At 56.8% G+C, this 15202-nt stretch carries 13 protein-coding genes; 2 read left to right on the top strand and 11 right to left on the bottom strand.

Going from position 1 to position 15202, the window contains the following annotated elements; translation table 11 throughout:
• Positions 1–139: 139 nt before the first annotated feature.
• The 11 genes from FVQ98_RS19055 to FVQ98_RS19005 form a co-directional block, all read right to left on the bottom strand.
• Entirely contained in the window at positions 140–829 is a 690-nt protein-coding gene (locus tag FVQ98_RS19055) for a TetR/AcrR family transcriptional regulator (protein WP_147915035.1), read from the bottom strand.
• A gap of 98 nt (positions 830–927) precedes the next feature.
• Positions 928–2079, bottom strand: a complete 1152-nt coding sequence (locus tag FVQ98_RS19050) for an acyl-CoA dehydrogenase family protein (RefSeq protein ID WP_147915034.1) — start codon at positions 2077–2079, stop codon at positions 928–930.
• Between the two features lie 43 nt (positions 2080–2122).
• The gene (locus FVQ98_RS19045; RefSeq protein WP_222707628.1) at positions 2123–2923 is read right to left on the bottom strand and encodes an ABC transporter ATP-binding protein; all 801 of its coding nucleotides are present in this window, start codon (positions 2921–2923) and stop codon (positions 2123–2125) included.
• Between the two features lie 47 nt (positions 2924–2970).
• A complete protein-coding gene (locus FVQ98_RS19040; RefSeq protein ID WP_147915033.1) occupies positions 2971–4218 on the bottom strand; it encodes an ABC transporter substrate-binding protein in 1248 nt (415 codons plus the stop codon).
• An 84-nt stretch (positions 4219–4302) separates the two neighbouring features.
• The gene (locus FVQ98_RS19035; protein ID WP_147915032.1) at positions 4303–5355 is read right to left on the bottom strand and encodes a branched-chain amino acid ABC transporter permease; all 1053 of its coding nucleotides are present in this window, start codon (positions 5353–5355) and stop codon (positions 4303–4305) included.
• Between the two features lie 2 nt (positions 5356–5357).
• A complete protein-coding gene (locus FVQ98_RS19030; protein ID WP_147915031.1) occupies positions 5358–6242 on the bottom strand; it encodes a branched-chain amino acid ABC transporter permease in 885 nt (294 codons plus the stop codon).
• Positions 6239–8206 carry an AMP-dependent synthetase/ligase gene (locus FVQ98_RS19025; RefSeq protein ID WP_255507864.1) on the bottom strand — a complete coding sequence of 656 codons (1968 nt, stop codon included), beginning with the start codon at positions 8204–8206 and terminating at the stop codon, positions 6239–6241. The genes FVQ98_RS19030 and FVQ98_RS19025 overlap by 4 nt, the downstream gene beginning before the upstream one ends.
• Entirely contained in the window at positions 8203–9000 is a 798-nt protein-coding gene (locus FVQ98_RS19020; RefSeq protein WP_147915030.1) for an ABC transporter ATP-binding protein, read from the bottom strand. The genes FVQ98_RS19025 and FVQ98_RS19020 overlap by 4 nt, the downstream gene beginning before the upstream one ends.
• A gap of 98 nt (positions 9001–9098) precedes the next feature.
• Positions 9099–9857 (bottom strand): SDR family NAD(P)-dependent oxidoreductase, encoded by a 759-nt coding sequence (locus FVQ98_RS19015; protein WP_147915029.1) that lies wholly within the window; start codon positions 9855–9857, stop codon positions 9099–9101.
• A gap of 32 nt (positions 9858–9889) precedes the next feature.
• Positions 9890–11128, bottom strand: coding sequence for a thiolase family protein (locus FVQ98_RS19010; RefSeq protein ID WP_147915028.1), 1239 nt, complete (start codon positions 11126–11128; stop codon positions 9890–9892).
• Positions 11129–11237: 109 nt separating this feature from the next.
• Positions 11238–12311 carry a CaiB/BaiF CoA transferase family protein gene (locus FVQ98_RS19005; RefSeq protein WP_147915027.1) on the bottom strand — a complete coding sequence of 358 codons (1074 nt, stop codon included), beginning with the start codon at positions 12309–12311 and terminating at the stop codon, positions 11238–11240.
• Positions 12312–12438: 127 nt separating this feature from the next.
• On the opposite strand from FVQ98_RS19005, the gene FVQ98_RS19000 reads away from it, so the two are divergent.
• Both FVQ98_RS19000 and FVQ98_RS18995 read left to right on the top strand, forming a co-directional pair.
• Positions 12439–13221: an enoyl-CoA hydratase/isomerase family protein gene (locus tag FVQ98_RS19000; protein WP_147915026.1), complete on the top strand. Its 783-nt coding sequence runs from the start codon at positions 12439–12441 to the stop codon at positions 13219–13221.
• Positions 13222–13237: 16 nt separating this feature from the next.
• Positions 13238–14470, top strand: a complete 1233-nt coding sequence (locus FVQ98_RS18995) for a phenylacetate--CoA ligase family protein (RefSeq protein WP_187265814.1) — start codon at positions 13238–13240, stop codon at positions 14468–14470.
• The last annotated feature ends 732 nt before the right edge of the window (positions 14471–15202 follow it).

The following is a 15202-nucleotide window of genomic DNA, read 5'->3' as shown; positions in this document are numbered from 1 at the left end:
TCATGTAGAGACTCCGTCTGGGGAATTCTCTACTTCCAACTGGTTCAGGTTTTCGAGGGGACTTCAACCGGCCACCTTACCGCGAATGCCAGCTGCCCTCACATGCGCGCGTCTGCAAGCGGACACTCGCTTGTGAGCCTCAAGAGATATAAGCAGCCTGCGGACGTATGCCATCCAATAGGAAGCGGATGAATACCTCTGCTACCTGATCGCCAGTGAGTGTGCCGTCAGCGCGGTACCACTGCGAAATCGAACTGATCGCCCCCATGAACCAAAACACCGCGAGCCTTGCATCACAAGATGCAATGGAACCGTCCCGAATGCCCTCTTCTATGATGTTGCGAAGCTGGAGGTCAAACTTTCTCCGGCGTACGGTGATCTTTTTACGATCCGCTGGCGTCATGGCAGAAAAGTCGTGCAGGATCGCGGGAGCTCCCATCTGATCTGTCAGGTGCGAGATGTAATTCCGCATGAACGCCGTGATCCGTCCGTACCCAGTGGACTCTGATGCGATCGCGTCTTTCAAGACCTGATCGCCGATTTTCATCGCCAGCTCATGGCATTCATAAATGAGTTCCCGCTTGCTCTTGAAATAGTAGTAAAGGGCAGGCTTTGTAACGTTGAGTGCGTTGGCAATCTCGTCAAGCGAGACGTTTTGTGACCCATGGCGCCCAAAGGCTTTAGACGCTTCAGCAATCACTGCCTGCCGCTTGAGCTCGTACTGCTCATCCGCACCACTAACAGCGTTGTTCCACCTCGCCCCTTTGGTGGCGCGCTTGGTCGCTGAACGCGCCCGTGGCTTGGGTTCCGCTTCGATGGATTGGCTCATAAGGTTAGAGGTCGCGCTTTGCTAAGTGGAGATAGTAGTTAGTCAAACATGATATCCAATGACCTCGGGCAGCCGCTCTCGGCGGCTTGTCCAGATACTCACTCAGCCAAAATCTGGCGCGCAATAATCAGCTTCTGAATGTGGCTGGTACCTTCGTAAATTTTGGTCACGCGAACATCTCGGTAATAGCGCTCCACCGGAAAGTCCGAAACGTAGCCGTAGCCACCATGGACTTGAATCGCTGCAGAGCAGACCTTCTCTGCCATCTCACTGGCATACAGCTTGGCAATCGAAGCTTCTTTGTCTGAGGGAAGCCCCGCGTCTCGCCGGCGCGCGGCGTAGATCATATACTGGCGAGCCACCTCAACCTGCATCACCATGTCGGCCAGATCGAAGCTGACGGCTTGGAGTGCCGAAATCGGCTTACCGTAGGCTTCCCGATCTTTGGCGTAACGAATGGCAGCCTCAAGCGCAGCGCGTGCAACACCAATCGCCAGGGCGGCAATCGCGATGCGCCCGTCTGACAAGAGCGACAGCGCCTTTGCATATCCTCGCCCTTCTTCTCCCACCAGATTGCCGACTGGAACGCGCAGGTTGTCCAACTGAATCTGTGCAGTGTGCGCGGTGTGCTGTCCGAGCTTGCTCTCGATACGGAGCACCTGATAGCCAGGATCCTTGGGGTCAACAATAAATAGGCTGAATCGATTCCGAGACCCAGGCTCCCCCGTGGCCGCCACGACAAAGGCGAAACCCGCTTCGCTGCCATTCGAAATCCATTGCTTGCTACCATTTATCACGTAGTGTTCGCCATCGCGCTTAGCGGAGGTTCGGATGGAGGCAGTGTCAGAACCAGCATGAGGTTCCGATAGAAGGAATGCACCGATGTTCTTAGCCGAGGCCAGGCCGGGCAGGTGCTGAGCCTTCTGCTCCTCTGTGCCGAAATTGCACAAGACATGCGCAGATGAGTTGTGCACGTGCATCATGGTGGCAAAGCCGCCATCGGCGACCGCGAACTCCTCTATGGCTAGGCAATACTCCACGAAAGAGAGTCCTCCACCTCCATGTGTTTGAGGGGCCAGCATGCCCATGAACCCCAATTCGGCAACTGACTGAATTTCGACATGGGGCCACTCACCGCTTTGGTCACGTTGCGCCGCTGTGACGGCCACGACCTCCTCCGCTACGCGGCGGGCCGACTCCCGAATCATGACCTCTTGTTCGCTGAGGAAAGCGTTGGAAACACTGCTCATCTGATGTCCTTGGGGTTAATTTCTTTATGTCAAAAAATGCAGTTCAACCGAGCCAGCGCTTGCGGCGACGGTAGTGCTTCATGTCCCGGAAGCTCTTGCGCTCTCCCTCCACTGTCAGACCGAGGTAGAACTCACGAACATCCTCGTTGCTCTTGAGTTGGCTAGAAGGACCCTCCAACACGATGCGGCCGCTCTCCATTACATAGCCGTAATCTGCTAGTTCAAGCGCGACGCGGGTGTTCTGCTCGACGATCAACAAAGTCAGTCCGCTGGCTTTCAAGTCGGAAAGAAGGCCGTACACCTCCTCCACCATCAAAGGGGCCAATCCGAGCGACGGCTCATCGATCATCATCAACTTAGGTTGGGACATCAATGCGCGACCGATCACCAGCAGTTGCTGCTCTCCTCCCGACAAATAACCTGCGGTTCGGTCGCGCAGGACGGCCAAGCGCTTGATGCGGGAATAGACCTCGTCTAGCCTTTCCTTGGCCTCTCGCCCGCTACCCATGTGCCCACCGACCACCAGGTTCTGCTCGACCGTCATGTGGCGCAGAACCTTGCGCCCCTCCATCACGTGCACGAGGCCCTGCCTCACCACATCTACCGGGTTCGCCCCGGTGATTTTGGTGCCGTCGAACGTGATCAATCCTGCGGTGACTCGACCATCTTCGGTGCGAATGAGGTTTGAAATCGCTTTGAGCGTCGTGCTCTTGCCCGCTCCGTTGGCACCGAGCAGGGTAACGCACTGGCCCTTTGGTACACGCGCCGTAATGCCCTTTACAGCCAGAATCACTTCGCTGTAAAGAACCTCAACGTTATTTAGCTCAAGCACAGGAAACTCCAATGTTTGTCACTCCAAGCCCGCAGCCGCGGGCCTGGATATGCGGTCAATTACCACTTGTTCACGTTCGGAACGGGAGCGTTTTTTTCGACCAGCTTGTATTTGCCTTTTTCAATCGTTCCGATGTTCACCGCCAACCCAGAAGTCGGGAACGGAGCCTCGTTGCTGAACTTGATGTTGGGCAGAACACCAAATGTCCGCTCGCTTGGGGTAGGGTTAGTTTGCAGAGCCGTGCGTACATCCGCGCCCGTCACTCCGGCAGGGCCCTTGACCTTCACCACTTGCTCCACCGCACGAACAGTGAGCAGGGACATTGCCAGCCCCATCATGCACGGCGAGGTGAAATTGGCCTGGGTCTTGTACTGGGTGCGCAGTTTCTCGAAAAAGGCTCGCGCAGTGCTCGGGTCTTCCGTCGCAATGGCCATGCCATAGACTTCAAAACTTCCCTCCATCTGGTTGAGGTCGCCCAAGGCCTTGCCCGACGAGAGCAACCCGTTGTGCGCGCTGACCACAATAGGGATGTTGCCCTTACCAAGGCTTTGCAAGGCACGACGAGTTGCCACCACCGATGCCGTGTTGTTGAAGACCTGAATCACCGTCGCCCCTTTGCGAAGCAGTCGATTCACTTGCTGCGTAAGGTCCGTCGGCTGTGCCTCGGTGTAGATCGTCTCCACCACCTCTAGGATCTGGGGGTTGTCCTTGGCAAATCGCTCCACACCCTTGTGAATGTCCACATAAGCGGGAGAAACTTCCGACGAGATCACGCCGACCTTCAGTGGACCACCCCCCATCTTCTTCTGATACCAAGCGTAAAAGCCGGCCGCTTCGTGCGGGTAAGTAGCCCGTGCATTGAACACCCAGCTGCCATCCTTCCAAGCAAAGCCATAGCCAGCTGTTCCTAGCAACAGGGGCACCTTGTCATTGGGCAATCGCTGCTGCAGCGCATTGCTGTCTGGCCCGCCGAGGCCCCAGACGGCAATCGGGTTGAGCTCCGCCTTGATGCCTGGCCAGAGGGAAGCGACTTGGGCCACGTCGTAGCGTGCGTCATACTCTTTGACCTTTAGGGTAACGCCAAGGGATTTGCCCACCTCCTCATTCCACCAGTCAAGCACTCCCCTGCGGCAGCCCGTGATGTCCTTCATCACGTCAGCGAATGGCCCGGTGAAATCAGCGATTCCAGCAATGTTGTACGTCGTCTGAGCGTAGGCGGTGCTGCCGCAGCCCAGTACGGTCAATAAAGCCGCCGAGCTCAAAGTATGGCGTACTCTGACCGAAACACTTATCTTCTGTTCAATCATTAGCTTGTCTCCTTGGTGATTACGCTGTTTAACCAAAGTCAACCACCCACCAGCGTGAAAAGGGTGTCGAGATACTGTTCATGCTCAATAGGGATAGGGCCACATTCGATACGACCGCTTGGCAATATTCCAACGATGCATCAGGCCACGAGGCTCAAAAATAAGAAAGCCAGCGATGATGCCGCCGAGAAAAATATTCATGGCTGCAAACACGAAGTCTCCGCCTAGCAACGGAATGCGCTCGATCAGTGCAGGCCCCATGCTCGTAATGGACTCCTGAGCCATACGAATGACGAAAACACCAATCAATGCGCCAGTTATCGAGCCCATGCCGCCCACGATGATCATGGCGATAAACCAGATTGAATGAATCAGCGTGAACTGGTCAATCGACACAAAGCGAACGTAGTATGCCCACAGCCCTCCGCCAATACCGGCATAAAAAGCACCAACCAAAAATGCCAGGGCTTTCGTCCTCACTACGTTGATGCCCATCATCCCTGAAGCCACATCGTCATCACGAACGGCAGCGAAAATGCGTCCATGTCGGCTCCGTGCAATACCGTATGCCCCCGCGATCATGACCATCGCGACCACGAGACACAGGTAATACACACCGATATCGGACTCAAACTTGAATCCAAGCAACTCAGCAGGTTCCAAGGTAATGCCATTTGAACCACCCAGCCATTTTTGTGGAAGGTTGAGCACGAAGAAGTGGAACAGGATTTGTGCAGCAATCGTGGTGAGTGCGAGGTAGAACCCTTTTATCCGAACAGCAGCAAGACCAAAAATGAGGCCAAAAAGCGCTGCGAACACCCCCCCTGCCGGGAGGGTCAGCCAGAATGGGAGGTGCAGTTTGCTGGCAAGCACAGCCGTCGAGTACGCACCAACCCCCATGAAGGCGGCCTGACCGATATTGACCTGTCCGGCCAGACCAGTATTTATTTGCAGACCAAGCACCACCACTGCAGTGATCAGCATCGACGTCATCACTGCCACCGATCGCACCTCGGCGACCATCGGCAGGGCAAATAGAACCACAACAAAGATCAACAGGGCAATTGCTTGATTTCGCGTACGGATAAGCGATTGATCCTGACGATAGGAGGTTGCAAAAATACCCGCGGGATCCATGATCAAACCCTTTCGATGGTTTTCCACCCGAACATGCCGGTCGGACGAATCAAGAGCATCAGCAACATGATGATGAATGGAAATACAGAGCCAATTGCTCCGCCAACCAGAGGATCAAGATAGGCAGATGCCAAACCTTGAATCACGCCCACCAACACACCGGCGAGCAACAAGCCGGCGAGAGATTCCAAGCCAGCGAGCAATGCAACAGGAAGCGCTGCCAAGCCGATATCGGAGCTCAGCATGTTGATGGATCGGCCACTCAGGTGAACCATGGCACCCAAGGTGGAAAGCACAGATCCGAGAATCCAGGCAAAGGCAATGGATCGCTGCACGGAGATACCCATTGACATCGCCACCTGATGGTCTTCGGCCACTGCGGTCATCGTCAAGCCCTTACGCGTCTTATTGAAGAACCACGAAAGTCCAAAGCCAATGGCAATCGTGAGCAACCCACCATAGAACATCGAGCGAGAAATCAGGATGTCACCAAAGATCAGCGGATCAATGGGAAAAACCATCGGAAAGGCGCGGACCTGTGGACCAAACAGAACCAAGACCACTCCACGAATGAGGATCAGAAGACCGATGGTCACCATCACCATGGAAAAAACAGATTCACCGACAAGTCGCGCAAAGAAGATGCGCTCGATCATCAAGCCAAAGATTGCTGCGCTCACGAATGCCACTGGCAGGCCGATCCACAGCGGCATTCCCACTTGAATCACTGTCCACCAGACCATGTAGCCGCCGAAGACGACCAACTCCCCCTGCGCAAAGTTGAACACCTTTGATGCCCGATAGATCACCACAAAACCCATGGCAATCAGTGCATACAAGAGGCCCGTCAACGCGCCATTGATCAGGTAATTCAGGAAATCAATCATCGCTTTCTCCCGTTTGAAATACCGGTCTTGGCCGTCTGGTCGGTAGCCGCTACGTCGCGAATGAATACCTGCGCGGTGAACTGGCTGCGACGTCCATCCTGATAGGTCACCGGGATGACCACAGTCACTTCAGGCGCTCCGTTGTAAAGACCTTGAACCAGCGCCGAATACCGATCTTCCAGAAACTCTCGACGTAGCTTTCTCGATCGGGTCAACTCGCCCTCATCCGGGTCAAGCTCCTTCGGAAAGTTGGCGAAACGCCGCACCCGCGCCTGAGCCGGCAGGAACTGGTTTACTCGGGCGATTTCCTGGCTAAGCAGGTCGGCCACCTCTGGGCGCTGCGAGAGATCCGTGAAGGTCGAGAAACCAATGCGCTTGTCTTCTGCCCAGCGAGAAAGCACACCCATGTCGATGTTGATGAGTGCGGCAACAAAGTCGCGCCTTTCATCTCCGACAGTCATGATGTCTTTGATGAACGGGCTGAAGCGAAGGCGGGTTTCTACAAACTGCGGCGGGAACGTTTGACCATCGGCGAGACGCTTCAGGTCGGACACACGCTCCAAAAACACAAGTTCGCCGCGGTCCGTCTTGGTAACAGCATCTCCCGTTTGGTACCACCCGTCTTTGACCTTGGCCTCGACAGAGCCTTCGCGTCGGTAGTAACCAAGGAACGAGCTCCCCCCCCTTACGCACAACTCTCCGTCTGCTGTCAGCATCCACTCCAGTGAAGAACCTGCCTCGGGGTGCGTCTGCATCCAGTGACCCACGGTTTCCAGGTCAAAACGGTCCCCCTGGTGGCTCGTCAACAGCCCTACCTCGGTTGAGCCATAGATGTTTCTCAAGGGAACGCCCATCGCATGGAACATGCGGAAGACATCTGGGGCCATGGTGGCGCCTCCGCAGATGGCCACACGCAGGCGTGTCAGGCCAAGTTGATCTCTCAACGGTCTGAGGACCAGCGCATTGGCGAGGGGCAGCAAGGCCCGACTCCAACACGACACGGGCTTGCCGTCCATCCGCGCGACGTGCACAGCATGTCCAACCTTCAAGCCCCACTCGTAAATACCTCGCCGCACACGGCCCGCGTCTAGCATGTGTGCCTGCACAGAAGATGCCATGCTTTCCCATTGGCGCGGGGCAAATGTCATGGCCTCGACCGCCAGTTCGCGAATGTTTTCAAGAACCTGCTCAGGGCCCTCAGGAAAGTTGACCACCATGGGCAGGCCGATTCCCAAGGCCAGACCCATGAACTGCTCTGTGGCCCAGGCTGGGGCGATGTAGCTCAGGTACTGGGTGCCTGGCCTGGCCCTCGTGGCATTGATCAGACGTTGAGCGTTGTCTACCAAGCTACGATGCGAAAGGATCACCCCCTTGGGCTTGCCAGTGGTGCCTGAGGTGTACGAAAGCACCGCGATGTCGTCAGGACGTCCCAGATCAACGAGACGGTCGTACATCAGCTCATCCTTTTCGCCAAGGGACCGCCCCTCGCTCTGCAACTGATGAAACTTGCGCAAGATGGGGTCTCGGTACGACCACATGCCCGTGTCGTCCCAGTACACGATGTGCCGCAGGTTTAGAGCGGCCGTCTTCACCGCCAACCCTTTGTCCACCTGTTCCTGATCCTGCGCAAAGAGGCAGACGGCCTCACTGTCATCCAGCAGGTACTGCACTTCATCTGCTGTGAGGTCCGGATACAGTGAGATCACCTTGCACCCGACTGCCTGCGCCGCGTATTCGGCCCAATAATGCTGAGGCTCGTTCTCACCAATGATTGCGACCGTTTCTCCGCGTTGAATGCCCAGTTGGTGGAGACCCAAGGCCAACTCCATGACATTACGCTGGACCTGTGAGAAGTCGTACTCGCGCCAGATACCACGCGTCTTGTGCCGCTGCGAAAGTCGCTGCGGTGAGCGTCTGGCGTGGTCACGCAGCAGTTGCGGCAGTGTTGCCATGCGAATGTTCATGCCACCCCCTCACCCAGATATGCTTTCAATACGGCAGGATCGGCCTGAATCTCGTTGGGTGTTCCCTCAGCAATCTTTCGGCCAAAGTCCAGCACAGCCACGCGATCCGCAAGGTCCATGACAACCCCCATGTCGTGCTCGACCAGCACGATCGGGATGCGTTTGGCTTCTCTCACATCAAGAATGAACCTGGCCAGATCTTCCTTCTCCTCGGTATTCATGCCGGCCATTGGCTCATCCATGACAAGGATCTTGGGATCCTGTGCGAGAGCACGCCCAAGGTCGACGCGCTTGCGAAGCCCATATCCCAAGCTACCCACTGGCGAGTGCCGGATTGACTCGATTTCCAGGAACTCGATGATTTCCTCCACTGCTTCCCTGTGTGCAACCTCTTCGCGAACGGAGGGTCCCAAATGACAAAAGGACTGGATCAGGTTGGTGCGCATATGCAAGTGGCGCCCTACCATCAGGTTCTCTATCACAGTCATGCTCGAGAAGATGTGGGTACCTTGAAACGTGCGGGCCAATCCGCGGGCCGCCACTTCGTGCGTGCCCATGCCTCTGATGGAGTGCTCACCAAGACGGATGTCGCCTGCCTTGGGACGATAGAAGCCACTTAGGCAATTCATCAGCGACGACTTTCCTGCTCCGTTGGGACCGATCACCGCCAACAACTCGTCGTCGCGTACATCAATAGAGACGTCGTTCAGGGCCACGATTCCCCCAAACTTCAAAAGCAGATGGCTTGCGGAAAGCACGATCTGAGCGTGCGTAACCTTTGGCAGATCACTCATTCTTTCCTCCGCGATCCATCAGTCGTCTTACTTGCATGGAAACTCCCTTGCAGTTAGCCCCAGAATAGGTTCAGCTCTTTCTTTTGAGATGCTGACCGTCAGCGAGTCCCTGCGTCCAGGCTGATGGTGGTGGCGTTGAAGTAAGCGTTTTCGACGATGTGTTGAACCAGTGAGGCAAACTCCTGCGGTCGCCCCATCCGGTGGGGGAAAAGGATCGAGTTATCGATCAGCCCCTGAGAGACCTTGGGCGGCATGCCGGCGGACATGCCAGTCTCGAATAGGCCGGGCGCAATTGCGACGACACGCACTCCGTGCTGTGCCAGATCACGTGAGACTGGCAGAGTCATTCCCATCACCCCTGCTTTCGTGGCGCTATAGGCTGCCTGCCCCATCTGTCCCTGCCATGCCGCTCCGGAAGAGGTGTTCACGATCACACCTCGCTCGCCGTCCTCGTTGACGGTGTTGTGAGACATCGCCAGGCTCGCATGTCGGATGACGTTAAATGTGCCCGTGAGGTTGACGGAAATAACCTGGTTCCAGAGCGAAAGGGGAAACAGTTCGCCTTTGCTCAAGGTCTTGCACGGCCCAAGAATGCCGGCACAGTTCACGGCCACCTGCAGGGACCCAAAGGCCTGCACCGCAAAGTCGACTGCAGCTTTCACCTCAGCATCATTGGAGACGTCGACTCGTTGGATGCGAACATTTGGTCCAAGCGGCAGTACGTTGTTGACCAAGCGCTCTTCATCGACGTCCACTGCCATCACCTTGGCACCCGCCGATACCAATGCCTGGCAGGTTGCCAGGCCCAGTCCCGATCCTGCTCCAGTGACGAGTGCCACCACGTGTTGAATGTCCATGTTGTCTCCTTGTTCGTACTTAGGTCTGCGATTCAGCGACCAAGAATCGTGATGCACGCCACGGCTTCTTCGATGCCTTCCAGGCCCCCGCCGTTCTCGGCGAGCGCAAGCCGGGCACCTTCAACCTGGCGCTTCCCTGCCTCCCCTCGCAGTTGAGTGACCAGCTCATAGATCTGTGCAAGCCCGGTCGCACCTACAGGGTGGCCCTTGGACTCCAGCCCACCAGATGGGTTGATAGGGATCCGCCCTCCGATGCTTGTCTCTCCCCTCTCCGCGATAACACCGCCCATGCCGAACTCGCAGAAGCCAAGGTTCTCTGACTGGATGATTTCGCCCATCGCGGTGGCGTCATGGACTTCGGCTACCGAGATGTCAGCGGCCCCCACACCGGCCAATTCGTAGGCCTTGGTGGCCGCCAACGCTGTACAGTGGGAGCGGTAGTCGGACTCATCGCGGTCCGATCCGCTTTGCACCACGGATGCCAGTACACGGATCGCTCGGCTTGCGTCCAAATTGAGGCGTTTGAAGGCCTTGCCGGTGCACAAGATTGCGGCGGCGGCACCATCTGAAATTGGTGAACACATAGGCAGAGTCAGCGGATAGGTGATGGGCGGCGCGGCCAGAATTTCGTCGATGGTGTATGCCAGTCGGTACTGGGAGAGCGGGTTATGTACCGAGTGGGTGTGGTTCTTGGCAGCCACAGCCGCGAGTTGCCGCTGGGTCGTTCCGAACGTCCTCATATGTGAGCGCGCGAAAGCGGCATACACGTCCATGAATACGCTATATGGATTGGGCGAGGTCGATCCTTCGGGTACCGGCACCTCCCTCCCCAGCTTCATCAGGGAATCTCGAATCTCTTGTGCACGGGATATATCCCAGGCGCTGTCAAACACGGAGAACATCCGCGCCTTGTCGGTAGAGAACATCTTCTCGGTTCCCACCGCGAGGGCGACATCGCCCGCTCCGGACTTCAAGTGACTGCACGCCAGCGCAAACGCAGAGGAGCCACTCGCGCAGGCGTTCTCGATGTTCACAACCGGAACCCGGCCAATGCCCATGGCGCGCAAGACAATCTGCCCGCGAATCATGTGCTGCCCTTCCATGTGTCCTTGCGAAGTGTTGCCAAAGAAGGCTGCCTCCAATTGCTCCTTCTGCATAGCGGCATCGGAAAGGGCTGCCTCCACCGCCTGCCTGGTAAGGGCTTTCATGTCCAGGTCGAGGTGTCGTCCAAACGGCGTCATGCCAACCCCAATCACGTAGATGTCATTCATGCTCTGTTTCCTTATGGCTCTTGAATACTGGCGGAATAGCTCGTAGTTACCCGTAGTTCAGGATGTTTACGGGATAGTAAAACTTAAAAAAAGAGGGAGAGGTAAACCCTCATTGAGGCGACTTCAAATGGTCTTGTTCGACCAGAGGCAGGAAGCGCAAGCCCCGCGCCGTCTCAAGCTCGCCCTCGTCAGTCAGGCGATACAGACCGCGTCTGACGTTGTGGGGATGCTTCGCCGCCTCTTCCAGAGTGAGGACGGGTGCGAAACAGGCATCTGTGCCTTCCAGTTCTCGAGTCCAATGGCTGCTTGACCTCGACGCAAATGCCTCTGCTATTCGGACCTTCAGTGCGGGCCACGACGCCCTGTTCATCTGCTGAGCGGGATCTACGTCCGACAGTCCCATCTTTTCGAGAAGAAGCGCGTAGAACTGCGGCTCAATAGCACCAACCGTGATATAGCGACCGTCTGCACACAGATACCGGTCATAGAACGGTGAGTCGTGAAAGACGCTGGCGACGGTCCCCTCTAGAGCACCACCCTTGCGGAGGAGCTGAACCAAGGGCGCCAGAAGGGCCAGCACGTCCACGATGGCCCCATCGACTACGCAGCCCCTTCCTTCGCCCCCTCTCGCGTCGAACAACCCGGCGACGATTCCCATCGTCAGGCCCAAGGCCCCTGCTGCATCTCCCAAGACAGTGGGAGGCAAAACAGGAGGATGACCCGGCGTTTCGGTCAGTGACATCAGTCCGGTTAGGGCTACGTAGTTCATGTCATGGCCTGCGGCTTGGGCCAATGGACCATCCTGTCCCCATCCCGTCATTCGACCGTAGACGAGGCGGGGGTTCACCTTGGCGCAGTCTTGAGGCCCCAGACCTAACCGCTCCATCACCCCTGGACGATTCCCCTCAATCAAGGCATCACTTTGGGCAACTAAGTCGATTGCGGCACCTTGATCCTGTGGCGTCTTCAAGTTCAGAGTGACACGATGTTTGCCGCGGTTGATCAAGCTATCGGTAGGCGGGGTCATTTCTGCTGGCAGAGCCCCTCGACCTGGTCGTGCGACCAGGGTCACGCTTGCGCCGAGCTGTACCAGATGAAAGCCCACCAATGGGCCGGGCCCGATTCCCTCGAACTCCACTACCTTGACGCCTGTCAACGGTAGCTGACTGCTTTGTGATTTCATGGCAACTCCTTCGTTTTACTTTACAGTAAACCCTTCGTCTGTAACATAAGGGAAATTACCAAGTTACTTACTCGATAGTCAATTGACAGAATGTGAGATCCCTAAGCACGCCGAGAATGGAGAAGACATGTCAGAGTCAGTGGTGGTTACCGAAGTCCGGAGTCGATCTCTTTGGATCCGCCTGAATCGCCCGGATGCAATGAACTCGCTCACCCCAAAAGTGCTCCAAGCCATCGACAAGGGGCTGGACCAGGCGCTGGAAAGCACCGACGTCATGACCGTTGTTCTTACCGGTACCGGCCGCGCCTTCTGCGCTGGGGCCGACCTTAAGTACGTGCGAGGTCAACTGGGCGAGAACGGCACGAGCGCCTTCCTCGCGGGTGTCTTGCGCACGATGAACCGCCTGGACCGGTTCCCCAAGCCGGTCATTGCCTCGCTGAACGGCATTACCCTCGCGGGGGGGCTGGAGTTGGTCCTGTGCTGCGATCTAGTTATCGCTGCCAAAAGCGCAAAGATTGGCGATGCACACGCCAATTACGGTCTGCTTCCTGGAGGTGGCGGCTCGGTCCGTCTCCCTCGTGTGATTGGTCCGACGCGCGCGAAGTACCTCCTCTACACCGGGGAATTCGTTTCAGCCGAGGACATGCGAGAAGCCGGGCTGGTGACTCAGGTCGTGGACGACTCGCAGCTAGAGGCAGCGACCCAGAAGGTTGCCGACACCATTGCCACCAAGAGCCCCTTGGGCCTTCAGCGCATGAAGTCTCTAGTTGACGACGGGCTCGATCAATCAGAGGACACGGCACTTCGCTTGGAGCTGCTAGCGTCGGAAGCTCATGCTTTCAGCGCCGACTTTCGAGAGGGGCTGGAGGCCTTCCAGGGAAAACGTGCGCCTCGTTTCACCGGCAAGTGAACCAAAGTTCCGAACCATGACCACGCCCCCATGCTCCAACCGATTCGCAGCACTTCAGCGTATTCAGGTCCACGCTTGCCAGAAAGCCCCAGCCATACGAGACATCTATGAGCGGGCGAATATGGCGCCGGCCGACTTGTTCGGCGCCAGTGATCTTGCCCGCCTGCCCGTCACGACCAAAGACCAACTACTCGCCCTCCAACGAGCACATCCCCCTTTTGGCGGCTTCCTGGCCGCGGACGCTCGCGACATTCGACGCATCTTTGTGTCACCAGGGCCGATCTATGAGCCAGAGCTTTCAAGTGATGTTACCGGGCGTGGTTTCGCACAGGTTTTTAGCCAAGCAGGCATCGGTCCTGGCGATCGGGTGCTGAATACTTGGTCCTACCACCTTGTGCCCGCAGGTCTTTTGCTTGACCGAGGCATCGCATCTACCGGGGCCACGACTATCCCTTGTGGTCCGGGCGGCGCTGAACAACAAGCCCAACTGATTCTGGAGTTGGGCATCACGTGTATTTGTGCGTCCACCAGCTTCTTCATCACCTTGATCGAGACCTTGGAACGCATGGGGTGTCAGTTGCCTCGTGACTGGCGCGTCAGAAGCGCCATGCTCGGTGGAGAGATGGGCAATTGGATGCAAAAGCGACGCGACCTTGAGCAGCGCTATGCCATCAACACGTTCTCCGCCTATGCGACCGGTGACTTTGGTCTCATCGGGTACGAACAAGATGGACTTGAGGGCTACCGCATTCACCATGAACGTCTGGTCCAGGTGTGTGACCCGGGATCGGGCGAGCCCTTGCCAGTCGGCAGCACAGGTGAAATCGTGGTCACGACACTGGAAAGCGGGTGGCCATTGGTTCGATTCGGCACAGGCGACGTCGCTCAGGCGTTGAGCCAGACAGAAGACGGCCTCGTTGATCGCATTGGTCTTCTGCAAGGCCGCGTCGGCCAGGGTGTAAAAGTGCGCGAGGTTTTTGTCTATCCACGCAACATCGAAGACTTGCTGAGTCGAGTGCCGGAGATCAATCGTGCGCAGCTTGTCGTAGAGACCCTCGGCCGCAGAGAGACTATGACATTGCGCGCAGAACTCAACCCAAAAGGGACACCAGCCATCGTGGAAGCTCACCTAATGGATGCCTTCAAACAAGTAACCCGGCTCAAGCTAGACAACATCGAGTGGCTGGTGGTGGGCCAACTCGCTGACGGAGATCCAACGCTTGTCGATCGGAAACAAGCAAAAGCTTGAAGCACCATAGGCCAAGGTCATGTACAAGTATCAGTCGTTTGAGCGGCTCTAAAGCCTCACCCGGCGTTGCTCAACGCTGTGTTATCTCACTAAATCGGCTGATCGCTACAGAATCGCAAGCAGCCGGCTCCTGAGCTGAGGACATAGCCTGCTTTCAGACTTGACTTGCCGTCTGCGTATCGACGGGCAGGTTCGCATGAGCAGCAGTCATTCGGTCCTAAGGCCTGAGTGACTGCAATCAGCCTAAAGCGGGCATTGGGCATTGGGCATAGCGAATAAGAAGTGGTACTGACGAACGAGTCATGTCCCTTCGTGATAGCTACAAGCAACGCACAACGGCAAATCATGAGGCAGCGCGATGCACCACCACGCAGCGCAGTCCGTCTTACATTGCTCAAAGAGCGGACGACACAGCCCAGGCCCTCCCTGCCCCAAGGTCTAATAGTGCAATCAGCAGGCACCCGTCTTCGACCGGGCGTTGGGGTACAGGGACGACAAGATGGAGCTGAGTGCCGCGCTGGTAGGAGGCCGAGGTGTCCGACCTCAGCGGGCCGGGTCCGCCTTCAGGTACCTGCATGGATGAGGCAAGTACCGGTTCGGGCCGTCTATCGAAGGCACATTTCTCTCACCTTCCAGCTACTTGGCGGATCCGTAGTGCAGGCCGGTTGAAGTCCCCTCGAAAACCTGAACCAGTTGGAAGTAGAGAATTCCCCAGACGGAGTCTCTACATGA

The organism is Ottowia flava, assembly GCF_008017535.1.
Lineage (GTDB): Bacteria > Pseudomonadota > Gammaproteobacteria > Burkholderiales > Burkholderiaceae_C > Ottowia > Ottowia flava.
This window is presented reverse-complemented; position numbering and strand designations above follow the sequence as displayed.

What these genes read in the sequence shown, in the direction of transcription:
- FVQ98_RS19055 (WP_147915035.1), bottom strand. Translation starts at nt 829, where the DNA reads ATGAGCCAATCCATCGAAGCGGAACCCAAGCCACGGGCGCGTTCAGCG.
- FVQ98_RS19050 (WP_147915034.1), bottom strand. Translation starts at nt 2,079, where the DNA reads ATGAGCAGTGTTTCCAACGCTTTCCTCAGCGAACAAGAGGTCATGATT.
- FVQ98_RS19040 (WP_147915033.1), bottom strand. Translation starts at nt 4,218, where the DNA reads ATGATTGAACAGAAGATAAGTGTTTCGGTCAGAGTACGCCATACTTTG.
- FVQ98_RS19035 (WP_147915032.1), bottom strand. Translation starts at nt 5,355, where the DNA reads ATGGATCCCGCGGGTATTTTTGCAACCTCCTATCGTCAGGATCAATCG.
- FVQ98_RS19030 (WP_147915031.1), bottom strand. Translation starts at nt 6,242, where the DNA reads ATGATTGATTTCCTGAATTACCTGATCAATGGCGCGTTGACGGGCCTC.
- FVQ98_RS19025 (WP_255507864.1), bottom strand. Translation starts at nt 8,206, where the DNA reads ATGAACATTCGCATGGCAACACTGCCGCAACTGCTGCGTGACCACGCC.
- FVQ98_RS19020 (WP_147915030.1), bottom strand. Translation starts at nt 9,000, where the DNA reads ATGAGTGATCTGCCAAAGGTTACGCACGCTCAGATCGTGCTTTCCGCA.
- FVQ98_RS19015 (WP_147915029.1), bottom strand. Translation starts at nt 9,857, where the DNA reads ATGGACATTCAACACGTGGTGGCACTCGTCACTGGAGCAGGATCGGGA.
- FVQ98_RS19010 (WP_147915028.1), bottom strand. Translation starts at nt 11,128, where the DNA reads ATGAATGACATCTACGTGATTGGGGTTGGCATGACGCCGTTTGGACGA.
- FVQ98_RS19005 (WP_147915027.1), bottom strand. Translation starts at nt 12,311, where the DNA reads ATGAAATCACAAAGCAGTCAGCTACCGTTGACAGGCGTCAAGGTAGTG.
- FVQ98_RS19000 (WP_147915026.1), top strand. Translation starts at nt 12,439, where the DNA reads ATGTCAGAGTCAGTGGTGGTTACCGAAGTCCGGAGTCGATCTCTTTGG.
- FVQ98_RS18995 (WP_187265814.1), top strand. Translation starts at nt 13,238, where the DNA reads ATGACCACGCCCCCATGCTCCAACCGATTCGCAGCACTTCAGCGTATT.